This is a genomic window from Streptomyces sp. NPDC002209 (genome assembly GCF_042890265.1).
Taxonomy (GTDB): Bacteria; Actinomycetota; Actinomycetes; order Streptomycetales; family Streptomycetaceae; genus Streptomyces.
In genome coordinates this window covers 440,793-463,088 of record NZ_JBIARX010000001.1, presented here as the reverse complement: position 1 = coordinate 463,088, position 22,296 = coordinate 440,793, and the positions used below count along the sequence as shown (strand labels likewise).

The window sequence follows — 22,296 nt, the reverse complement described above, 5'->3', positions numbered from 1 at the left end:
GACAATGGCTGCTCACACCAGCCAGTCGGTGGCGAAGGCCGCGGGCAGCGACGGGGAGGACACCGTCGCCGCCCGCGGCCGGAGCCGCAGGACTGACAGCGCGAAGCGCGGTGGACTGGGGCGCGCCCTGGCCACCCACTGGTACGCCTGGGCCATGGTCGCCCCGGTGGTGCTCGTCCTCGGCGTGATCATCGGCTGGCCGCTCGTCCGCGGCATCTACCTGTCGCTGACCGACGCCAACGAGCGCAACGTCGCCCGTACCATCGGCGCCAACCACATCGAGGCCACGTACAAGTTCGTCGGCCTCGACAACTACGCGGACGTCCTGGCCGACCCGGTGTTCCTGCAGCGGCTGGTGTGGACGGTGATGTGGACCGTCCTGTGCGTGTCGATCACCTTCACGCTCGGACTGGCCCTCGCCACCATGCTCAACCGGGACTTCCGGGGCCGCGCCGCCTACCGGATGGCGCTCATCCTGCCCTGGGCGGTCCCCGGCTTCGTCTCCGTCTTCGCCTGGCGGTTCCTCTTCAACCGCGACAGCGGCATCCTCAACAAGATCCTCGACGGTGGCGGCATCTCCGCGATCCCGTGGCTCGACGACCCGACGTGGGCGAAGTTCTCCGTCGTCGCCGTCAACGTCTGGCTCGGCGTCCCCTTCATGATGGTCGCCCTCCTCGGCGGGCTGCAGTCGATTCCGGGCGAGCTCTACGAGGCTGCCGAGATGGACGGCGCCACGGCCTGGCAGCGGTTCCGGCACATCACCCTGCCCGGGCTGCGCACGGTGAGCATGACCGTGATCCTGCTCTCCACCATCTGGACCTTCAACATGTTCCCGGTGATCTTCCTGCTGACGCGGGGCGGACCGGGCGACTCCACCGAGATCCTGGTGACCCAGGCCTTCCGCGAGGCCTTCGTGGCCAGCCCGCGCGACTTCGCCGGCTCCGCGACCTGGGGCGTGCTCATCCTCGCCCTGCTCATGATCTTCGCGCTGGTCTACCGGCGCTCGCTGCGCAAGCAGGGAGAGGTGTGGTGACCATGACGACCGACACCGTGACGACCAACCCCGCCACGACCGACACCGCGACGACGGGCGTCTCCGTGCGCAAGCGGGGCGAGCGCTCCCCGCTCGCCTCCGCCGGACTGCACGCCACCCTGATCGTCGCGTCCGTGATCGCCGTCTTCCCGGTGCTGTGGGTCCTGCTGACCTCGATCAAGCCCGCGAAGCACGCCATCTCCACGGACTTCGTGAAGGAACCGACCCTCGACAACTACCGCTACCTGGTGGAGTCGACCTCCTTCTTCACCTGGTTCGGCAACTCCGTGCTCGTCGCCGGCATCACCACCGTCCTCGGTGTGTTCATCGCCGCCACGACGGGCTACGCGGTCAGCCGGTTCAAGTTCCCCGGCATGAAGCCGCTGATGTGGACCCTGCTCATCACGCAGATGTTCCCGATGGCCATCCTCATCGTCCCGCTCTACAACCTGATGGGAGAGCTGGGGCTGCTCAACCAGCCGCTCGGCCTGATCATCACGTACCTCACCATCGCGGTGCCGTTCTGCGCCTGGATGATGAAGGGCTTCTTCGACACCATCCCGGTCGAGATCGACGAATCGGGCCGCGTCGACGGGCTCAACCCCTTCGGCACCTTCTGGCGCCTGATCCTTCCGCTGGCCAAGCCCGGCCTCGCCGTCACCGGCTTCTACTCGTTCATCACCGCCTGGGGCGAAGTCGCGTACGCCTCCGCCTTCATGGTCGGCGACGAACACCTCACCCTGGCCGGGGGCCTGCAGACCTTCGTCACGCAGTACACCTCCAACTGGGGTGCGATGAGTGCCGCTTCGGTCCTCATCGCCATCCCCGCGGCCATCTTCTTCCTCTTCGCCCAGCGTCACCTCGTCGCCGGGATGACGGCAGGCGCGACCAAGGGCTGAGCCCCTCGCGGAGCGCGGGCCGACCGCCCGCGCGACGACCGAGGACCCACCCCTTGCGAGCACGGGTTGACCACCCGGCGCCCGCCCCCACACACCCCCGGCCCGATCTCTCCAAGGACGACATGACCCAGCACCTCGCCGACGCACTGACTTCGGACAGTGGCCTTCCCGCCCCGACCGGCACCCGGCCCGGTTGGTGGAGAGAAGCGGTGATCTACCAGGTCTATCCGCGCAGCTTCGCCGACTCCAACGGGGACGGCATGGGGGACCTCGAAGGCATCCGCAGCCGACTGCCCTACCTCAAGGAGCTGGGCGTCGACGCCGTCTGGCTCAGCCCGTTCTACGCCTCCCCGCAGGCCGACGCCGGCTACGACGTCGCCGACTACCGGGCCATCGACCCCATGTTCGGCACCCTGCACGACGCCGACGCCGTGATCCGCGAAGCCCATGGGCTGGGCCTGCGGATCATCGTGGACCTCGTCCCGAACCACTGCTCCGACCAGCACGAATGGTTCAAGCAGGCACTGCGCGAAGGCCCCGGCTCCCGGCTGCGGGAGCGCTTCCACTTCCGTCCCGGCAAGGGCGAGAACGGCGAACTGCCGCCCAACGACTGGGAGTCGATCTTCGGCGGGCCCGCCTGGACCCGGGTCGCGGACGGAGAGTGGTACCTGCACCTCTTCGCACCCGAGCAGCCCGACTTCAACTGGGAGCACCCGGCCGTCCAGGACGAGTTCCGCTCCATCCTGCGCTTCTGGCTCGACCTCGGCGCCGACGGCTTCCGCGTCGACGTCGCCCACGGCCTGGTCAAGGCGCCCGGCCTGCCCGACCTCGGTGCCAGGGACCAGCTCAAGCTGCTCGGCAACGACGTCATGCCCTTCTTCGACCAGGACGGCGTCCACGAGATATACCGCTCCTGGCGCCGGATCCTCGACGAGTACGAGGGCGACCGCGTCCTGGTCGCCGAGGCATGGACCCCGACCCTCGAACGCACGGCCCGCTACGTCCGCCCCGACGAGATGCAGCAGGCGTTCAACTTCCAGTACCTGACCAGCGACTGGGAGGCAACGGCGCTCCGCGAGGTCATCGACGGTTCGCTGGCCGCGATGCGACCCGTCGGCGCCCCCACCACCTGGGTGCTGTCCAACCACGACGTCACCCGGCACGCCACCCGCTTCGCCAACCCCGCCGGCCTCGGCACCCAGCTGCGCGAGCCCGGCGACCGCGAGCTCGGTCTGCGGCGAGCCCGCGCGGCGAGCCTGCTGATGCTGGCGCTGCCCGGTTCGGCGTACGTCTACCAGGGCGAAGAGCTCGGCCTGCCCGACGTCACCGACCTGCCGGACGAGGTCCGCCAGGACCCGTCGTTCTTCCGCGCGGCGGGACAGGACGGCTTCCGCGACGGCTGCCGGGTCCCCATCCCGTGGTCGGGTACGCAGGCCCCGTACGGCTTCGGCACCGGCGGCAGCTGGCTCCCGCAGCCGGACTCCTGGGCGGAGCTGAGCGTGGAGGCGCAGACCGGCGACCCGTCCTCCACCCTGGAGCTGTACCGGGCCGCCCTGCGGCTGCGCCGCCAGCGCCCGGAGCTGGGCGCGGGCGAGTCCGTGGAGTGGCAGGAGGCTCCCGCCGGCGTCCTGGCCTTCCGCCGCGGGGACTTCCTCTGCACCGCCAACACCACCGGCACGGCGGTACGGCTCCCCGTCGTCGGCGAGGCCCTGCTGTCCAGCGGCGAGGCGGTCGAGGACGGCGTGCTGCCGGCCGACACCACGGTGTGGTGGCAGGTGACGGCGGGGTGACCTCCCCCCTCCGGCTGACGGACATCGCCGCGCAGGCCCAGGTCAGCGAGGCGACGGTCAGCCGTGTGCTCAACGGCAAGGCGGGCGTGGCGGCCGGCACCCGGCACAAGGTGCTGGCCGCCATGGACCTGCTCGGCTACGAGCGGCCCGTGCGGCTGCGCCGGCGCAGCAACGGGCTGGTGGGGCTCCTGATCCCGGAGCTCACCAACCCGATCTTCCCGGCGTTCGCGCAGGTCATAGAGCAGGCGCTGGCCGGCCACGGGTACACGCCGGTGCTGTGCACGCAGACGCCGGGCGGCGCCACGGAGGACGAGCTGGTGGAGCAGCTCGAGGAGCGGGGGGTCACGGGGATCGTCTTCCTGTCCGGCCTGCACGCGGACTCGACGCTGGACCCGTCCCGCTACCAGCGGCTGTCCGCGAGGAACGTCCCCTTCGTCCTGATCAACGGCTTCAACGAGCACGTGAACGCCCCGTTCATCTCCCCTGACGACCGGGCCGCGGCGGACATGGCGGTACGCCACCTCGCGGACCTGGGGCACCGGCGGATCGGCCTGGCCATAGGGCCGACGCGCTACGTCCCCTCGGCCCGCAAGGAGCAGGGGTTCGTCGCCGCCGTGCCGGACGCCGAGTCGGAGGGGCTCATCCAGCGCACCCTGTTCACGGTGGAGGGCGGCCACGCGGCGGGCGGAGCCCTGCTGGACCGCGGCTGCACCGGCATCGTGTGCGGCAGCGACCCGATGGCGCTCGGCGTGATCCGCGCGGTGCGCGAGCGGGGGCTGCGGGTACCGGAGGACGTCTCGGTGGTCGGCTTCGACGACTCTCCGCTGATCGCCTTCACGGACCCGCCGCTGACGACGATCCGCCAGCCGGTCCGCGCGATGGCGACGGCGGCCGTCGGAGCCCTCCTCGAGGCGGTCGGCGGCACCCCGGTCCAGCGCACGGAGTACGTGTTCCAGCCGGAACTGGTGGTCCGGGGCTCGACGGGACAGGGTCCGGGGGAGTAGGGGGCGGGGCGGGGCGGGGCGGGGTGAGTACGGGTTTCCGCGCGGCCCGCTTCCACCCCCCCGAGCGGCACCAGGCCCGGCCGGTGGTTGCCCACCCTCCCCCTCGCGGCTGCGAGGGCGGGGCGGGAGGCGGCTGGACGAGGGCCTTGTCCAATGCGTGAGCCCTGCTTCGGTCAGCCTTGGGGCGGCCGCAGCCGGGCGGCGGCGGGAGTGCGTCCCGGGGGCTTCCCGGCAGTCCACTGTCCTTCCGGTGCGGTCCGGGCCGTCAAGGGCGCTCCCTGCGGTCGCGTCGCTTCGCGATGGCCTTCGGCCACCCTTGACTGCCCGGCCCGCCCCGGAAAGACAACAGACTGCCGGGAAGCCCCCGAAGGATGGCCAGGGGGTTCGGATTCAGGTGAGAGTCCGTCGGAGATGCCGCTCGGGAGCCCCTGTCATCCGGAGTCGGGCCAGCGGAACCACCGTTCCCTGCCCGGGATGCGTCCCAAGCAGGGGCCTGACTCCCTCAAGGGCCCATGGCCCAGCGGTCCCGGGACGGGGGCGGGGTCCAAGCCGCAGCAGACAGCGGCCAGATGCTCATGGGGCTCCGGCTGGGCCGTGGACGGGTTGGGGGCCGGGACCTTGACCAGCGGTTCGGCGCTCCCGTTCGGACCTGCCCCCTGACCCCGCGCTGACGGCGGGGGTCCCCGGGGTGGGGTCCCCGCCGTCCTGTGTTCACCCGCGGGGCCGGATGCCGTCCTATGCCACGACCTTGCCGACGCCGCCCAGGGGCTGCGTGGCCCGTTGGGAGATCTGCCAGAGCTGGCTTTCGCGGTTGCTGACGTAGATCTGGCCGTTGGCGGTGTCCAGGGCGAGGCCTTCGCACGTCGCCAGACCGCTGGCCACCACGCGCTGCGCGCCGTCGGCCAGGGTGATCTCGTACAGGCGCCCGTTGAGATGGTCGATCGCGTACGCCTTGCCGTCGCCGGTGAGCTCCACCCGCATGGCGCTCGCCCCGGGAAGGTTGGTCACCAGGCGCTTGGCGCCGTCGGCCAGGTTGACCTCGTAGAGGTTGCCGCCGTGGTCCTTCTGGCCGACGTACGCCTTGCCCTTCCCGTCCAGTGCCACGGCGGCGATGCCGACCGGCAGGCCGGCGGCGACCGTGGTCTTCTGTCCGCTCTGCAGGTCGACCGCGGTCAGCTTCCCTTCGCTGTGGCTGACGACGTAGGCCTTGCCCGCGCCGTCCAGCGCGAGGCCGTACGCGCCCGGTACGGCGGCGACCACGCTGGAGGTGCCGCCGGACAGGTTCACCGCGAGCAGGCGCCCGGCGGCGTAGTCGGTGGTGTAGGCCTTGCCCTTCCCGTCCAGCTTCACGTCGCCGATGTCGCCGAGGCCGCTCGCGACCACGCGCTGGGCGCCGGTGGAGATCTTCACCGCGGACAGCTTCACGCCGCTTCGGTCGGCGACGTACGCCGTGTCCTGCGACGGGTCCACCGCGAGGCCTTCGGACGTGCCCAGGCCCGTCGTGATCAGGGCGAAGCCCCTCCTGTTGCCGATGAGCTTCGACAAGTCCTCGAGCTTCGGCATGTCTTCGTCGCCGATGCTCGGCCGAGGCGGTCCGGAGGCCTTCAGGGTCGACGAGGCCATGGCGGACGTGGAGCCGGGGTTCTCGGCGACCTGGCGCTGTCCGGCGGACGTTTCGTTGATCTTCTGGAAGAGGGGGGTGAGGAAACCCATCACGTCGAACGCCCCGTGCGCCGTCTGACGTACGAGCCAGGGGTCGCGCTCACTCTCCAGTTTGCGTACTGCCTCCGAGACGTCCCCCGCCCCGGGAGTGTCCTTGTCGAGGGATTCGGCGGACTGTCCGGCGGAGTTCGCTTCGCTTCCGCCACTGCCGAAGATGTTTTCAAAAGACATGGGTCTTCCTCCTGATCTGGCCGGCTGATGGAGAGTCGGTCACGCCTTGTAGAGAGGCTGCTTCTGGCTCTCGTAATCAAGGGTTTCCGGCTGGAAGACCCGGTGCTCCCCGGTGCGGACGGCGACGATTTCGGCGGCGCCCCTCTGCATGAATCGCCTGCCCTCGTCCGCCAGGTCGAAATTGCTGCCGTCCTCGACGGAGTCGCCGAGTTTCCATGCGATGACCTGTGAGTACTTCGGGTCCTTGGCCTGAGGGGGAGTTTCCTTTACCGCCACCGGCCTGGGGTAGTACAGGGCGACCCACCCGCCGAACGTGACCGGGAATTCGTAGTCGAACTGCCTCACCTGGCGCCGGGTGGTGGCCATGACGTCCGCCCGGCTCATGACTTCCAGGCTGACGGATGACTGGTGTTTCCATTCGGTGGTCAGCGAACCGCTGACGGAGCCCGTGATACCGAGCGCCAGATCCGCCCATAGTTCCCCGGTGCCCGTGGCGGAACTCGTGGCGGTCGTCGTGCTCGTCGCATCCGTCTGGGACTCGGTGTCGACGCCCTGATTGTCCTTGCTGTTCTTCAGGGTGGTCTTCTGGTACTGGTGCATCGCCATGCTCTTCTCCAGCTGCTGCTGGAGCGATGCGGTGGACTTCGCCCCGAAGGTGAGCTTCACCTCCCCCTGGAGCGACCAGCTGACGGTGTTCGAAACGGAGAATTCGACCGTGTCCGTCACCGTGATCTTTACGGGGTCGGTTCCATTGATGTACGTCTGCTTGGAGATCATGTCCGGTGGGGGCTGGGTGATATCGCTTCGCTCTTCGATCACCGGTACGCCCATGTTCATGTACGCGCGCCACCCGCGCTCGTGCGCCGTCTGCACTTCCTGGGGGAATCCGCCGTAGCGGACCTTGTTCAAGGAGAACCCGATGGGGCTGATCGGTTCGCCCCCTCCTTCGGGGGTCCTTTTCAGTACGTTCCTCAGTTGATTCCGCTTCAGGATGGACTCGGCCCTTGCGGAAATTTCCAGCTCCTCCTGGTTCCGCGTGGTGAGCGGGTGGCGCATGAATACATCGTTGATATAAGCCTTGCCCACGTCGCTCTTCATGCTGTTCGCCGACATGCTCTTGAGGCCTCCTTACGTTGCAGAACCGAATGATTTCCTTACGGCACCTCTGGGTGCAGGGTGAAACTACGTGGGTGACGCCGGGTAACCGGTGCGCCGAAATGGCCATGCTGGCGAAAACTGGACAGATCCCGTTGACCACCTGCTCGATGGATCTTCGAGCGGGCGTCTGACCGGCCCCTCCGCTGTCACCTGCACGGCTGCGGACGCGGCAGGTGGCCGGATCCATCGCTTTGGACGCTCCGCGCGGCTGCGGAGTGTGAGGAAGTGGCGGGGATGTGGCGCCCGTCCGGGCGGTCCCTGGCCCCTACACGACGCGGCTGTCCGGCAGGACACGCCCTGGAAACAATTCTGCAATCTCTTGCGCAAACTCTTGCAGGGCTCCTACCTGGCCCCTACGGTCGCTGCCATCCCCACCTCTTCCGCCAGGAGGCCCCCCGCATGCCTGCCAGAGCCGTCAGAGCTGCAACTCTTTTCGCCACGACTGCACTCGCCTCCGCCGCCCTCACCGGCCCGGCACCGCAGGCCGTCGCCGCGGCGCCCGGCGACAAGGACGTCACCGCCGTGCTGTTCGAGTGGCGCTTCGAGTCCGTGGCCAAGGCCTGCACCGATTCGCTCGGGCCCGCCGGGTACGGGTACGTCCAGGTCTCGCCGCCCCAGGAGCACATCCAGGGCCCGCAGTGGTGGACCTCGTACCAGCCCGTCAGCTACAAGATCGCCGGGCGGCTCGGGGACCGGGCCGCGTTCAAGGCCATGGTCGACACCTGCCACGCCGCCGGGGTGAAGGTCGTCGCCGACTCCGTGATCAACCACATGGCCGCGGCCGACGGGGTGGGGACCGGGGGGTCTTCGTACACGAAGTACGGCTACCCCGGGATCTATTCGGGTTCCGACATGGACGACTGCCGGGCGACCATCTCCAACTACCAGGACCGGGCCAACGTCCAGAACTGCGAGCTCGTGCAGCTCGCCGATCTGGACACCGGCGAGGACTACGTGCGCGGGCGGATCGCCGGGTACCTGAACGACCTGCTGTCGCTGGGCGTCGACGGCTTCCGGATCGACGCCGCCAAGCACATGCCCGCCGCCGACCTCGCCAACATCAAGTCCCGGATGGCGAATCCTTCCGTCTACTGGAAGCAGGAGGCGATCTACGGGGCCGGCGAGGCCGTCTCGCCCTCCGAGTACCTCGGCAACGGCGACGTGCAGGAGTTCCGCTACGCACGCGACCTCAAGCGGGTCTTCCAGAACGAGAACCTCGCCTACCTGAAGAACTTCGGCGAGGCCTGGGGGTACATGCCGAGCGGACAGGCAGGGGTCTTCGTCGACAACCACGACACCGAGCGCGGCGGCGACACCCTCAACTACAAGGACGGCTCCGCCTACACCCTCGCCGGCGTCTTCATGCTGGCCTGGCCGTACGGGTCCCCCGACGTGCACTCCGGGTACGAGTGGACCGACAAGGACGCCGGCCCGCCGAACGGCGGCACCGTGAACGCCTGTTACGCGGACGGGTGGAAGTGCCAGCACGCCTGGCGGGAGATCTCCTCCATGGTCGCCTTCCGCAACGCGGCCCGCGGCCAGGCCGTCACCAACTGGTGGGACAACGGCGGCGACCAGATCGCCTTCGGGCGCGGAGCCAAGGCGTACGTCGCCATCAACCACGAGGGCGCGTCCCTCACCCGTACCTTCCAGAGCTCGCTCCCGGCCGGCGACTACTGCGACGTGCAGAGCGGGCGTACGGTCAGCGTGAATCCGGCCGGGCAGTTCACCGCCACCCTCGGGGCCGGCACCGCCCTCGCCCTGCACGTGAACGCCCGTACCTGCAGCGGCGGGAGCACGCCGCCGCCGGCGACCGCGGGCGCCTCGTTCGCCGTCAACGCCACCACCGTCCCCGGGCAGAACATCTACGTCACCGGGGACCGCGCCGAGCTCGGCGGCTGGAACACCGGCAGCGCCTTCAAGCTCGACCCGGCGGCCTACCCCGTCTGGAAGCTCGACGTGTCGCTCCCCGCCGGGACCGCGTTCTCGTACAAGTACCTCCGCAAGGACGCCGCCGGCAACGTCACCTGGGAGAGCGGTGCCAACCGCACCGCCACCGTCCCGGCGAGCGGCAAGACCGTGCTGAACGACACCTGGCGCAACTGACCCGCACCCCACCCCACCGACCAGGGCCGCCCGGCATCCGCAGAACCCGCCATCCGCCGGGCGGCCCTCATCCACGCGACACGTAACCAAGGAGATCCGCCTTGATACGCCCCGCCGCAGGAGTCCTCGCCGCCGCCCTGGCCGTGACGCTCCTGCCCGCCCTCCCGGCCGTGGCCGCCGCGCCGCCCGCCCCGCCCTCGGACGCGAAACTCGCCGCCGAGCCCGCGCGGCACGATCTGACACGGGAGCAGTTCTACTTCGTCCTCCCGGACCGGTTCGCGAACGGCGACCCGCGCAACGACACCGGCGGCCTGACCGGCAGCCGGCTGGAAACCGGGCTGGACCCCACGGACAAGGGCTTCTACCAGGGCGGCGACCTCAAGGGGCTGACCGACCGGCTCGACTACATCAAGGGGCTCGGGACCACCGCCATCTGGATGGCGCCGATCTTCAAGAACCAGCCGGTGCAGGGGAAGGGAGCCGACGTCTCCGCCGGGTACCACGGGTACTGGATCACCGACTTCACGCAGGTCGACCCGCACTTCGGCACCAACGCCGACCTGGAACGGCTGATCGACAAGGCGCACGCGAAGGGGATGAAGGTCTTCTTCGACGTCATCACCAACCACACCGCCGACGTCGTCGACTACCGGGAGCAGTCCTACTCCTACCTGTCGAAGGGAGCCTTCCCCTACCTGACGAAGGACGGGGTGCCGTTCGAGGACTCCGACTACGCGGACGGGAAGCGGAAGTTCCCCGCCGTGGACGCCGAGTCCTTCCCGCGGACCCCCTTCGTGCCCGACGCGAAGAAGAACCTGAAGGCTCCCGCCTGGCTCAACGACCCGACGATGTACCACAACCGGGGCGATTCCACCTTCGCCGGGGAATCCTCCGACCAGGGCGACTTCTTCGGCCTCGACGACCTGTGGACCGAGCGTCCCGAGGTCGTCAGCGGGATGGAGAAGATCTACGAGAAGTGGGTCAAGGACTTCTCGATCGACGGCTTCCGCATCGACACGGTCAAGCACGTCAACACCGGGTTCTGGACGCAGTGGGCCACCGCCCTCGACAAGTACGCCGCCCAGCGCGGCCGCAAGAACTTCTTCATGTTCGGCGAGGTCTACTCCGCCGACACGGCCGTCACCTCCCCGTACGTGACGCGCGGGCGCCTCGACGCCACCCTCGACTTCCCGCTCCAGGACGCGATCCGCGCGTACGCCTCCCAGGGCGCGGCGGCCTCGCGGCTGGGCTCCGTACTGGCCGACGACTACCGGTACACCACGGACAAGGCCAACGCGTACGAGCAGGTCACCTTCCTCGGCAACCACGACATGGGCCGCTTCGGGAGCTTCCTGAAGCAGGACCGGCCGGGGGCGGGGGAGCAGGAGCTGCTGGACCGCTACCGGCTCGCCAACGAGCTGATGTTCTTCTCCCGGGGCAACCCGGTCGTCTACTCCGGCGACGAGCAGGGCTTCACGGGCGCGGGCGGCGACAAGGACGCCCGGCAGCCGCTGTTCGCCACGAAGGTCGCCGACTACCTGGACGACGACCAGCTCGGAACGGTGCGCACGCATGCGAGCGACGCCTACGATCCGGGACACCCGCTCTACAAGCAGATCAGTGCTCTCTCGAAGCTGACCAAGGACCACCCGGCGCTGCGCGACGGCGTCCAGACCGAGCGGCTCGCCCGCGACTCCGTCTATGCGTTCACGCGCACCGACGCCCGGTCCAAGGCGGAGTACGCGGTCGCGGTGAACAACGCTCCCGAGCCGGTCACCGTCGACATGCCGGTCGGCAGCGCGCCGGGTACCGAGTTCACTGCCCTGTACGGGGGTTCGGGCTCGTCACGGGCCACGCCCGCCGGCATCCGTGTGGTCGTCCCGGCCCTCGGATCCGTCGTGCTGCGCGCGGGCGCGCCCATCGCCAAGCCCGCCACGGCTCCCGCGATCGCCCTCAAAGCCCCGGCGGCAGCCACCGGCACCGTCGAGCTCTCCGCCGACGTCACCGGCGGCGGCCTGAACCGGGTCGTCTTCGCCGCCCAGACCGGCACCGGGAAGTGGCAGGTCCTCGGCTCCGCCGACCACGCCCCGTACAAGGTCACCCAGCACATCACCGCCCCGGCCGGCACCCCCCTGCGCTACAAGGCCGTCGCCGTGGACGCCGCCGGCCGCACCGCGAGCGCCCTCGCCGAGTCCGTCGCCGGCCAGGTCCCGCCCGTGCAGCCCCCGACCGCCACCCAGCGCGACTACGCGGTCGTCCACTACCGCCGCCCCGACGGCGACTACACGAACTGGCGGCTGTACGCCTGGGGCGACCTGGCGGACGGCGAGGCCACTCCCTGGCCGGCCGGGCACGACTTCACCGGCCGCGACGCGTACGGCGCCTTCGCCTACGTAAGGCTCAAGGCCGGCGCCTCCTCCGTCGGCTACCTCGTCATCGACAAGGACGGCAACAAGGACGTCGCCACCGACCGCACGCTCGACGTGACGAAGAGCGGTGAGGTCTGGCTGGAGCAGGGCAAGGAAGCGGCCACCACCGACCGCCCCGCGTACCCGCCCCAGGACCAGGCCAAGGCCGTCCTGCACCACCAGCGCGCCGACGGCGCCTACGACGGCTGGGGCCTGCACGTCTGGACCGGCGCCGCGAACCCGACCGACTGGTCAAAGCCGCTGATGCCGGCCCGCACCGACTCCTTCGGCGCCGTGTACGAGGTCCCGCTCGCCGCCGGCGCCACCAGCCTGAGCTACATCCTCCACAAGGGCGACGAGAAGGACCTCCCCACCGACCAGTCCCTCGACCTGAAGGCCACCGGCCACGAGGTCTGGATGCTGGGCGGCCGGGCCCCGTACCTCCTCCCGCAGCCCGCCGGCTCCTCCGCCGCCCTGGACCTCACCAAGGCCCAGGCCGTCTGGATCGACCGCGACACCCTCGCCTGGAACGCCCCCGCGGCCGCCGCCTCCGTCCAGCTCCTCGCCTCCCGCGACGGCACGGTCACCGCGGAGAACGGCATCCTGCACGCGGACGGCGCCCAGTGGCTGCGCCTGTCCAAGACCGAGCTCACCGCCGCCCAGAAGCAGAAGTTCCCGCACCTCGCGGCGTACGCCGCCTACTCCGTCGACCCCCGCGACCGGGACCGCGTACGGGAGGCCCTGCGCGGCCAGCTCGTCGCGAGCGCCCACGCCGCGAACGGCGCCGTCCTGGCCGCGACCGGAGTGCAGCTCGCCGGCGTGCTCGACGACCTGTACGCGAACACGGCCGCGCTCGGCCCCGTCTTCAAGGACGGCCGCCCCACCCTCTCCGTCTGGGCCCCCACCGCCCGGCAGGTCGCCCTCGAGCTCGACGGCCGCACCGTCGCCATGCACCGCGACGACACCACCGGCGTCTGGTCGGTGCGCGGCGAGCGCAACTGGACCGGCAAGCCGTACCGCTACGACGTGACCGTGTGGGCGCCGAGCACCCGCCAGATGGTCCGCAACCTGGTCACCGACCCGTACTCCACCGCCCTGACCACCGATTCCACCCACAGCCTGGCCGTCGACCTGGCCGACCCGAAGCTGGCCCCGCCCGGCTGGCGCGACCTGCGCAAGCCCGCGGCCGTCCCCTTCACCTCCGCGCAGATCCAGGAGCTCCACATCCGCGACTTCTCGGTCGCGGACCGCACCAGCACCCACCCCGGCCAGTACCTGGCCTTCACCGACACCGGCTCGGCGGGCATGGCGCACCTGCGCGCGCTGGCCGCGTCCGGCACCTCGTACGTCCACCTCCTGCCCGCCTTCGACATCGGGACCATCCCGGAGAAGGCCTCCGACCGCACCGAGCCCGCCTGCGACCTGAAGGTGTACGCGCCGGACTCGCCGGAGCAGCAGGCCTGCGTGGCCGCCGCGGCCGCGAAGGACGCCTACAACTGGGGCTACGACCCGCTGCACTACACCGTGCCGGAGGGTTCGTACGCGAGCGACCCCAACGGCACGGCCCGTACGGTCGAGTTCCGCAGGATGGTCCAGTCGCTGAACGGGGCCGGGCTGCGGACCGTCATGGACGTGGTCTACAACCACACCGTGGCGTCGGGCCAGTCCGACAAGTCGGTGCTGGACCGCATCGTGCCCGGCTACTACCAGCGGCTGCTGGCGGACGGCTCGGTCGCCAACTCCACCTGCTGCGCCAACACGGCCCCCGAGAACGCCATGATGGGCCGGCTCGTGGTGGACTCGATCGTCACCTGGGCCAAGGAGTACAAGGTCGACGGCTTCCGCTTCGACCTGATGGGCCACCACCCGAAGGCGAACATCCTGGCCGTACGGAAGGCCCTGGACGCGCTGACCCCCGCCAAGGACGGCGTCGACGGCAAGAAGATCATCCTGTACGGGGAGGGCTGGAACTTCGGCGAGGTCGCGGACGACGCCCGCTTCGTCCAGGCCACGCAGAAGAACATGGCCGGCACCGGCATCGCCACCTTCTCGGACCGCTCGCGCGACGCGGTCCGCGGCGGCGGCCCCTTCGACGAGGACCCGCGCGTCCAGGGCTTCGCCTCGGGCCTGTTCACGGCCCCGAACGCCTCGCCCGCGAACGGCACCGCCGAGCAGCAGCGGGCCCGGCTCCTGCACGCCCAGGACCTGATCAAGGTCGGGCTTTCCGGCAACCTCGCCTCGTACGCCTTCACGGACACCGCGGGCCGGCGCACCAAGGGCTCCGAGGTGGACTACAACGGCTCCCCGGCCGGCTACGCGGCGGCTCCGGGCGACGCCCTCGCCTACGCCGACGCCCACGACAACGAAACCCTGGCCGACGCCCTGGCGTACAAGCTCCCGGACGGCACCTCCACCGCCGACCAGGCCCGTATGCAGGTCCTGGCGATGGCCGTGGGCACCCTCTCCCAGGGCCCGTCGCTGTCCCAGGCGGGTACGGACCTGCTCCGCTCGAAGTCCCTGGACCGCAACTCGTACGACAGCGGCGACTGGTTCAACGCCGTCCACTGGGACTGCCGCGACGGCAACGGCTTCGGCCGCGGGCTGCCGCCGGCCGCCGACAACGGCTCCAAGTGGCTCTACGCGAAGCCCCTGCTGGCCGGCCGCCCGGCACCCGGCTGCGCCGACATCACCGGAGCCTCGGCGGCCTACCGCGACCTGCTGCGGATCCGTACGACGGAACCGGCCTTCGCCCTCACCACACCGGAGGCGGTCCAGGCCGCGCTGGCCTTCCCGCTCTCCGGCAAGGACGAGACCCCCGGGGTGATCACCATGACCCTCGGCGACCTGGTGGTGGTCTTCAACGCCACGCCCGCCGCCCAGCCCCAGCGCATCCCGGCCCTCGCGGGCACCGCCTACGCCCTGCACCCGGTCCAGGCGGCCGGATCCGACCCCGCGGTCAAGCAGGCGACGTACGACGCACGGACAGGAGAGTTCACGACCCCGGCCCGCACGGTGTCGGTCTTCACACGACGGTGAGCTGATCGAGGCGCTTCTCGAGCAGGATCACCCCGTACACCCGGCCGTCCTTGCCCTCCTTGTGGGGGAACTCCCCGACCACCCGGTAGCCCGCACCCCGGTAGTACGCGAGCAGCCGGGGGTTGGTGGAGACGCAGTCCAGCCGCGCCCGCGGCAGTCCTGACCCGGCGATCCGGCGCTCGGCATGTTCGAGCAGCCGGCGCCCGGCTCCCGCGGGCGCGGTTTCGCGTTCCACCATCAGCCGGTGCAGGTAGCCGGCGACCGGCGGCTGCACGCCCCAGGCCTCCTCGTCGGACCACCACAGCTCGTACGCGCCGATGATCCGCCCGTCGCTGTCCCCGGCGAGCCACACCTCGCCCTCGCGCATCTTCGCCAGGAAGTGCGCGGCGTCCTTGTCCCCGGGCTTCCACTGGTCGATCCCGTGCTTGCGCATCCAGCGGGCGGCCTGGTCGTACAGGGCCACCAGCGTGGGGGCGTCCTTCTCCACGGCCCGCCGGAACAAGATCCCGTCATCAATGATCACGCGGGTATTATCACGCGGATGATCACCGGGGGCGGGTCGGGTCAGCGGGGGCCGGGCACCGCGTGCCCGGTGCCGGCGGGGACGAGTCCCCCGAGCCGCCCGACCAGCTCGCCGAAGGGCCCGTCGGCCGGCTCGTCGGCGAGGATCCGGCCGAGGACGGCGGCCATCTCCGCGTCGTACGCGGCCGATACGGCGGCCAGCGCGGCGAAGTCGTGCACGAGCTGCAGCTCCAGCTCGGCCCGCGGGATCTTCCGCCCCTCCAGCCAGATCAGCGCGGTGGACTCCGCCAGCGACACCCAGGACCGCACCACGAGCTCCAGCCGGGCCGGCGGCTTCTCGATCCCGATGTGCGTGAGGATCTGCTCGTAGGCGGCCTGCCGGACCTCGTCGATCATCGCGTTGGTCCGGTTGCTCCCGACCGCCGGTCCGCCGCGCATCAACGCCGAGAACCCGGGCCCGTGGTCGTCGACGAACGCGAAGAACCGGCCCATGACGCGCAGCAGCCGCGCCCCGAGCGGACCTTCCTGCGGCTCCACGAACCGCTGCGCGAGCTCGTCGGCGGCCCGCCGCAGCGCAGCCTCGTACAGGCTCAACTTGCCCGGAAAGTAGTGGTAGACGAGCGGCCGGGATATCCCCGCGGCCGCCGCGATCTCGTCGATCGACACGTCGTCGGGCGACCTGTGGCTGAACAGCTCCAGGGCCACCCCGATCAGCTGCTGCCGCCGCTCCTCGACACCCATCCTGCGCCGCGTCCCGGTAGTCATGCGGACACCCTACTGGGCCCGCAGCAGGGCTCAGAGATCCAGGACCAGCTGGTCGTCCTCGGCGCGGGAGACGCACAGGAGCATCGAGTCCTCGCGTTCCCGGTCCGTGAGGAGGGTGTCGCGGTGGTCGACCCGGCCTGCCAGGACGCGGTGTTGGCAGGTGCCGCAGAAGCCCTGTTCGCAGGAGTACGGGGTGTCGGGGAGTGCCCGGCGGACGGCGGTCAGGGTGGATTCGTCCGCCGCCACCTCGATCGTGCGGCCCGAGCGGTGCAGTTCCAGCGTGAAGGGGCGGGAGGTCCCGGCGGCGGGAGTCGCGGTGAAGCGTTCCAGGTGCACCGGGGTGGTGGGTGGGGCCGCTTCCCGGACCGCCTTCGTCAAGGGGGCCGGGCCGCAGCAGTAGATCAGGGTGTCCGGGCCCGCTTCGGTGAGCGGGGACAGGTCGGGGAGGCCCGCCTCGTCCTCAGGGGTGATGGTGACCCGGGAGCCGTGGGTCCCGAGTTCGCCGACGAACGGCATCGAGGATCGCGTGCGGCCGCCGTAGATCAGGGTCCAGTCCGCGCCCGCCGCCGTGGCCTCGCGCAGCATCGGGAGGATGGGCGTGATGCCGATGCCGCCCGCGACGAAGAGGTACGAGGAAGCCGGCTCCAGTTCGAAGCGGTTGCGGGGCGGGCGCACGGCCAGTTCCGCGCCTTCCGACAGCTCGGCGTGCGCCTCGCGCGAGCCCCCGCGGCCGTCCTCGATCAGGCGGATCGCGATCGTGTAGCGGCCCGCGTCGGCCGGGTCGCCGCAGAGGCTGTACTGGCGGACCAGGCCCGAGGGGAGCCGTACGTCCACGTGCGCGCCCGGGGTCCACGGCGGGAGCTCCGGGGATTCGAGGGTCAGCATCAGGACCCCGTCCGCGGGCTCCGTACGGGACACGACCCGGGTGGGCAGCCAACGCCGCGGGGAGTGGCCCGAGATCGGGGTCTCCAGCGCCGGGAGGGGCCACAGCGGGGAGCGGGCGATGCGCCCCCGCAGGGCGCGGCGGGTCAGCAGGGCCGCGCCCGCCAGCGCCGCCGCTTTCAGGGCGCGGCTCATGCGGCGGCACCGCCGTTCGCGCCGGGGGACGAGGCCAGGTAGGCCACGGCCTGGGCCGTCGACCCCTCCTGGGAGGGGTGGTACGTACGGGAGAGGTACGTCGGGATCGACTTCAGCATGGCGCCCGTCGAGGGGAGCGTCCCCTGCCGGCCCGCGCGGAAGAACTGGCCGAGGGAGGCCTTGGCGCCGGTCAGCTCCGGGTCGTTCTCCATGAAGAAGCGGGCGCCCCGCTGCCACAGGAAGACGAGGGCCGTGAACGCGGTGGCCCAGGTCCGGGCCCGCCGGCGGTAGCCGCCGTCCACGTGCATGAAGAGGTCGAAGGCCACCGAGCGGTGCTCCACCTCCTCCGCGCCGTGCCAGCGCAGCAGGTCCAGCATCGTCGGGTCCGCGCCCCGGCGGTCCAGTTCGTCCGCGTTGAGCACCCAGTTCCCGAGGAACGCCGTGTAGTGCTCGATCGCCGCGATCATCGCGACCCGCTCCATGAGCCACCAGTGCCGGGCCTTGCCCGGGGGCAGCGTCCGGTCGCCGAGCAGCTTCTCGAAGAGCCAGTCCACCTGCGCCGTGTACGGCGTCGGGTCGAGGCCCAGCCGCTTCAGGTGGGGGAGCACGTCGTCGTGCGCGGCGGCGTGCATGGCCTCCTGGCCGATGAACCCGACGACGTCCGCCCGCAGTTGCTCGTCCTTGATGTACGGGAGCACCTGCTTGTAGACGTGTACGAACCAGCGCTCGCCCGCGGGCAGCAGCAGGTGCAGCACGTTGATGGTGTGCGTGGCGAACGGGTCGCCGGGCAGCCAGTGGAGCGGGGTGTCCTCCCAGCCGAAGGACACGTTCCGCGCCTTGAGCTCCATGTGTTCCGACGCCACGGGGGCGGGCGCGAGCGGCGTATTAGACATGGCGTCAATGTACTGAGGGGTAGGAGAGAGGAAAACCCCTCTGCACCATCAACTTCGGCGGCCCCCGGGCGCGCCGCGCCCGGGGGCCGCCGACGCGCCGGCTACCGCTCCGCGTGTCCGCTCGCGAGGGCCCACTCGCGGTTCAGGGCGCCCAGCGGGATCTTGCGCTCGAAGATCGGCGTGCCGAACAGGGAGAGCTGCAGGTGCAGGTTCCCGCTCAGGTCGAAGCCGCCGTACAGCGCCCAGGAGCCGCTGAGGGAGGTCTTGCCGTCGCTGGACGCGCTCGCCTTGGCCTCGGCCTCGCCGCGCAGGTACGGGGCGAAGTCCGCGCTGACGCCGACGGCGCCGTACAGGCCGACGGAGGCCTCGGCGCCGAGCGCGCCCTTGACCTTGCCGGAGGCGGTGACGGTCGCCGTGACCGGCGTGCTCTTGACGTTGGACTGGCTGACCGGCGTCCAGCCCTTGCCCGTCGCGTAGCTGCCGCCGACCTTGAAGTCGCCCTTGACGTCCTGCTGGACGTCGAGGGTCACGCGGCCGTCGGCCTCCACCTGGACGTAGCAGGTCAGGTCGAGGTTGACGACGACCGGCACGGGGCCGACCTGGATGACCGGAGCGCTGTGCAGCTTGGCGAACGGGATCCGCTTGGCCGCCCCGGTGCTCGCGGCGGCGCGGCCCTGGAGCTTCCACTGCGAGGACCAGTCGCCGCTCATGCCGAGGAAGGCGGACCGCGGACCGCCGCCCGTGCTGCCGTCGTACTTGAACTCCACCTGGGGGGCGAGCTGGACGAACCCGGAGACCGAGGCTCCGGCCGAGGCGGGGGCGTCCGGGGCGGTGTCGACGGCGGCGTTCACGTCGAGCCGCAGGTTGCCCAGGGGCAGCTTGGCGCCCTCGGGGCCGAACTTGACGCCCCCGGTCTTGGCCCAGGAGAAGGTGACGCCCTTCATCAGGGGCTCGACGGTGACCGACGACGGGTCGACGGGAACCTTGCCGTCGGCCTTGTCGTCGTTCAGGACGGAGGCCAGCGTCGTGGAGGCGGTCTTGACCTCGGTGCCGCGGTCGGTCTTGCCGATGACCTCGGTGACCTTGGCGAGCAGGCCGTTGGGGGCGCCGGGCGCCGGTGCGCTGGCGATGACGTCGCCCACGGCCACGGGCTTGTCGGCCCCGGGGGGCGTGCCCGCGTCGGACGACGCGCCCGCGGCGGGGGACTTGCCCGCCTCCGGCTTCTTGCCCGGCGCGGGGGACTGGGCGGACCCCTGCGGGGCCTTGGCTATGACGGCCCGTCCGCTCGCCTGGTCGTAGGAGGCGACCTTCAGCGAGGACTTCTCGGTCTTGCCCTTCCCGTCGGCGCGGGCCACGGCCGCCGGTGTGGGGGTCCCCTGCGGCGCCGCGGCCACGTCGAGCTGCTGCGACGTGCCGTCGCCGGCGGGCGCGAGGGTGGCGGGGGCGGCCGCGTCGGCGGCGGTGGTGGTGTGCGGTGTCGAGGAGCAGCCGGTGGCGGTGAGCGCCAGGGTTGTGAGGCCGGGGAGGAGGAGCCGTCGGGCGAGCGTGCGCACGTGGGTGAACCTTCAGTACGTGAGGGGGGTGTTGGCGGGTTACCGCGTGGTAACCGGAATCCGATCATGCCATGTGCGCACCGCGGCAGTCATGTCCGGATCCCGCCAACTCCCCGACCGTTCTTGACGGTTGAAGATTCACCCACCCTGCTGTGCGGCTACCGGAGCACCCCCGCCTTCGTACCGTCCGTGAGCTTGCCCGCCAGCTCCACCTGCGCTCCCGCCGGCGCCTTCACCGCCAGCCGGTTGCCGTTCGCCGACCCGTTCACCCCGCCGCCCGACACCGACAGCGACGCGAACTGCGCACTGCCCGCCGCCAGCACGTACCACTGGCCCGCCTTCGACTTCCACAGCACGCCCGCCAGCACCCGCGGCTCCCGCGGCCCGCACGCCGGCGAGCCCTCCGCCTTCGCCGCCTGCGCCGCCAGCGGGGCGCCCGGGGTCAGGAACTGCGCCTGCACCCGGTCCTCCGTGCCCGCCCAGGTCTCCGCCCGGGTGCACAGCCACGTCGCCGTGCCGTCGGCCTCGGGCAGCGGCTGCTTCGCGTACGTCCAGGCGTTCACGCTGCGGACGCCGTGCGAGCGGACCGACGGCAGCAGGCACGCGATCCGCGACCAGTCGCCGAGCTCCGCGGCCTCCGCCACATCCCGCTCCGCGCCCGGTGCACCCGAGGTCAGCCGGGCCGGGGTCAGCTCGCCGAGGTCGGTGACCAGCCGGGTGGAGCCGTTGCCGGTCAGCGCCAGGGCGTTCCAGCCGGTGCAGTTGCCCGAAGGCGCGGGGCTCGCCACCGGCGGGGTGATCCCGTCCTGGCTCAGCTTCAGCGGCGCCGGGGCGTCACCGGGCTTCAGCAGGTCCCGCAGCCCCGCCCCGGTCACCCACGGCGCGGTCAGGTAGCGGACGTTGCCGTCGACCCGGCTCAGTACGAGCGCGGTCGAGTTCTCCGCCGAGGCCCCGTCGGTCCGGGCGAAGTCGAGGGCGGCGACCGAGGTCCCGGTGCGCGGTTCGGCGTACCGGACCACGCGCAGGCCGTCGTACAGCAGGACCACGACCGCCTGGTCGACGGTGCCCGCGAACAGCAGCTGCGGCGGTCCCATCGGCGGCCCGGGCTGCGTGTCGGGGGTGGCCGACGCGACGACCGCCCGGCCCGGCCGGGCCCAGACGGCCAGCGCCCGGCGCAGCAGTTCGGCGTCGTCGGCGCGGTCGCCGCGCGCGGGCCAGGTGGAGAAGCCCGTACGGGAGGACGTGCGCCACAGCGTGGGCGCGACCCGGACCAGCCTGCCCGGGTCCAGGGCCTGTTCCGCCGCCGCGTTGCGCGCGTACGGCGGGGCGGCGGCCCCGTCCGCACCCCATCCGCCGCCGGGCAGCGCCAGCAGCGCCCCGCACACGGCGAGGGCGGCCGCGGCGGCGAGCCCGGCCCGGACGAACCGGCGCCGGCGCAGCAGGTCGGTGGGCCGTGCCTGGAGTACGCACGGATCGAACTCGGGGGAGGCGAACAGGGCGTCGTTGGCCGGATCCCCCGATTCCGCGACCGCGGCGGCGGGGTTCGCGACCCCGGCCTCGGTGAGCACCCGGAGCACCTCGGGCTCCGGCAGCCCCTCGAGGGCGCGCAGGACGCAGGCCGCCCGGCCGGGCCCGTCGAGGGTGGCCAGCCACTGGTCCAGGGCCAGCTCCTCGGCCCCGCCCGAGCGCGGGAACAGCCGAAGCCCCCACACCTGGGGGAGCAGCGGAGGCAGCTGCGCCCGCCGGGGCAGCGCCCGGAAGGTCAGCGGAATCCCGGCCTCCAGGGCGGCGCGCAGCACCCTCAGCCGTACGTACGCGTACCCCGACTCGGCGCCCGGGGTCCCGCGCTGGCCCGGGACCCCGCCCTGTACGGCGGCTGCGGCGGCCTGCGCACCGGCGCCGCGCCGCCCGCGCGGGAGCGCCCGCTGGGCCAGCGAATGGGCGGTGAGCACCCGCCGGTTGCGGCCGAGGGCGGGCGGCAGCACCAGATAGGCGAGCCGCACCAGCCGCGGGTAGTGCTCGACGATGGCGGCCTCGGCCAGCTCGACGTCGGGCGGCACGGGAGACGGGGGGCGGGTGGCGGTATCCGGCGCAGTCACGTTCAGCAGAACGAGCGAATCGTCGGATGGTCACCCGTCCCCAGGTCACACGTTCGGGTC

14 protein-coding genes are annotated in these 22,296 nt (G+C 71.5%); 6 read left to right on the top strand and 8 right to left on the bottom strand.

What is annotated here, in order from left to right; genetic code table 11:
* The first annotated feature begins 4 nt into the window (after positions 1–4).
* From ACFYXK_RS02135 to ACFYXK_RS02120, 4 genes are all read left to right on the top strand, one after another.
* The gene (locus tag ACFYXK_RS02135) at positions 5–1,033 is read left to right on the top strand and encodes a carbohydrate ABC transporter permease (RefSeq protein WP_389409400.1); all 1,029 of its coding nucleotides are present in this window, start codon (positions 5–7) and stop codon (positions 1,031–1,033) included.
* 2 nt (positions 1,034–1,035) lie between these two features.
* Positions 1,036–1,932 (top strand): sugar ABC transporter permease, encoded by an 897-nt coding sequence (locus tag ACFYXK_RS02130; protein ID WP_389409399.1) that lies wholly within the window; start codon positions 1,036–1,038, stop codon positions 1,930–1,932.
* Between the two features lie 122 nt (positions 1,933–2,054).
* Complete coding sequence (locus tag ACFYXK_RS02125; RefSeq protein ID WP_389409398.1) at positions 2,055–3,722, top strand: glycoside hydrolase family 13 protein; 1,668 nt, start codon at positions 2,055–2,057, stop codon at positions 3,720–3,722.
* Positions 3,719–4,726, top strand: coding sequence for a LacI family DNA-binding transcriptional regulator (locus ACFYXK_RS02120; RefSeq protein ID WP_389409397.1), 1,008 nt, complete (start codon positions 3,719–3,721; stop codon positions 4,724–4,726). Before ACFYXK_RS02125 ends, ACFYXK_RS02120 begins: the two co-directional genes overlap by 4 nt.
* 735 nt (positions 4,727–5,461) lie before the next feature.
* Here ACFYXK_RS02120 and ACFYXK_RS02115 read toward each other — a convergent pair.
* Together ACFYXK_RS02115 and ACFYXK_RS02110 are read right to left on the bottom strand one after the other, a co-directional pair.
* Positions 5,462–6,619 (bottom strand): hypothetical protein, encoded by a 1,158-nt coding sequence (locus tag ACFYXK_RS02115; RefSeq protein WP_389409396.1) that lies wholly within the window; start codon positions 6,617–6,619, stop codon positions 5,462–5,464.
* Positions 6,620–6,658: 39 nt separating this feature from the next.
* Positions 6,659–7,732 (bottom strand): gluconolaconase, encoded by a 1,074-nt coding sequence (locus tag ACFYXK_RS02110; RefSeq protein ID WP_389409395.1) that lies wholly within the window; start codon positions 7,730–7,732, stop codon positions 6,659–6,661.
* 444 nt (positions 7,733–8,176) lie between these two features.
* On the opposite strand from ACFYXK_RS02110, the gene ACFYXK_RS02105 reads away from it, so the two are divergent.
* Positions 8,177–9,883 carry a carbohydrate-binding module family 20 domain-containing protein gene (locus ACFYXK_RS02105; RefSeq protein ID WP_389409394.1) on the top strand — a complete coding sequence of 569 codons (1,707 nt, stop codon included), beginning with the start codon at positions 8,177–8,179 and terminating at the stop codon, positions 9,881–9,883.
* Positions 9,884–9,984: 101 nt separating this feature from the next.
* Positions 9,985–15,327: a pullulanase-type alpha-1,6-glucosidase gene (pulA, locus tag ACFYXK_RS02100; protein WP_389409393.1), complete on the top strand. Its 5,343-nt coding sequence runs from the start codon at positions 9,985–9,987 to the stop codon at positions 15,325–15,327.
* Here the strand turns inward: pulA and ACFYXK_RS02095 are convergent.
* The 6 genes from ACFYXK_RS02095 to ACFYXK_RS02070 all read right to left on the bottom strand — a co-directional run bounded on the left by ACFYXK_RS02095 (position 15,314) and on the right by ACFYXK_RS02070 (position 22,236).
* Positions 15,314–15,850, bottom strand: coding sequence for a GNAT family N-acetyltransferase (locus ACFYXK_RS02095; RefSeq protein WP_389409392.1), 537 nt, complete (start codon positions 15,848–15,850; stop codon positions 15,314–15,316). The two genes, pulA and ACFYXK_RS02095, sit on opposite strands and share 14 nt — an antisense overlap.
* Before the next feature lie 41 nt (positions 15,851–15,891).
* Positions 15,892–16,614: a TetR/AcrR family transcriptional regulator gene (locus ACFYXK_RS02090; protein WP_383507820.1), complete on the bottom strand. Its 723-nt coding sequence runs from the start codon at positions 16,612–16,614 to the stop codon at positions 15,892–15,894.
* A 30-nt stretch (positions 16,615–16,644) separates the two neighbouring features.
* Complete coding sequence (locus ACFYXK_RS02085) at positions 16,645–17,691, bottom strand: PDR/VanB family oxidoreductase (protein WP_389409391.1); 1,047 nt, start codon at positions 17,689–17,691, stop codon at positions 16,645–16,647.
* Positions 17,688–18,584, bottom strand: coding sequence for a metal-dependent hydrolase (locus tag ACFYXK_RS02080; protein WP_389409390.1), 897 nt, complete (start codon positions 18,582–18,584; stop codon positions 17,688–17,690). The genes ACFYXK_RS02085 and ACFYXK_RS02080 overlap by 4 nt, the downstream gene beginning before the upstream one ends.
* 101 nt (positions 18,585–18,685) lie before the next feature.
* Complete coding sequence (locus tag ACFYXK_RS02075) at positions 18,686–20,137, bottom strand: hypothetical protein (RefSeq protein ID WP_389409389.1); 1,452 nt, start codon at positions 20,135–20,137, stop codon at positions 18,686–18,688.
* 158 nt (positions 20,138–20,295) lie between these two features.
* Entirely contained in the window at positions 20,296–22,236 is a 1,941-nt protein-coding gene (locus ACFYXK_RS02070; RefSeq protein ID WP_389409388.1) for a hypothetical protein, read from the bottom strand.
* Positions 22,237–22,296: the final 60 nt, after the last annotated feature.

Bases quoted from the DNA above. Each gene is read 5' to 3' on its own strand.
- ACFYXK_RS02090 (WP_383507820.1), bottom strand. From the start codon at position 16,614: ATGACTACCGGGACGCGGCGCAGGATGGGTGTCGAGGAGCGGCGGCAG.
- ACFYXK_RS02080 (WP_389409390.1), bottom strand. From the start codon at position 18,584: ATGTCTAATACGCCGCTCGCGCCCGCCCCCGTGGCGTCGGAACACATG.
- ACFYXK_RS02130 (WP_389409399.1), top strand. From the start codon at position 1,036: ATGACGACCGACACCGTGACGACCAACCCCGCCACGACCGACACCGCG.
- ACFYXK_RS02135 (WP_389409400.1), top strand. From the start codon at position 5: ATGGCTGCTCACACCAGCCAGTCGGTGGCGAAGGCCGCGGGCAGCGAC.
- ACFYXK_RS02085 (WP_389409391.1), bottom strand. From the start codon at position 17,691: ATGAGCCGCGCCCTGAAAGCGGCGGCGCTGGCGGGCGCGGCCCTGCTG.
- ACFYXK_RS02115 (WP_389409396.1), bottom strand. From the start codon at position 6,619: ATGTCTTTTGAAAACATCTTCGGCAGTGGCGGAAGCGAAGCGAACTCC.
- ACFYXK_RS02125 (WP_389409398.1), top strand. From the start codon at position 2,055: ATGACCCAGCACCTCGCCGACGCACTGACTTCGGACAGTGGCCTTCCC.
- ACFYXK_RS02105 (WP_389409394.1), top strand. From the start codon at position 8,177: ATGCCTGCCAGAGCCGTCAGAGCTGCAACTCTTTTCGCCACGACTGCA.
- ACFYXK_RS02110 (WP_389409395.1), bottom strand. From the start codon at position 7,732: ATGTCGGCGAACAGCATGAAGAGCGACGTGGGCAAGGCTTATATCAAC.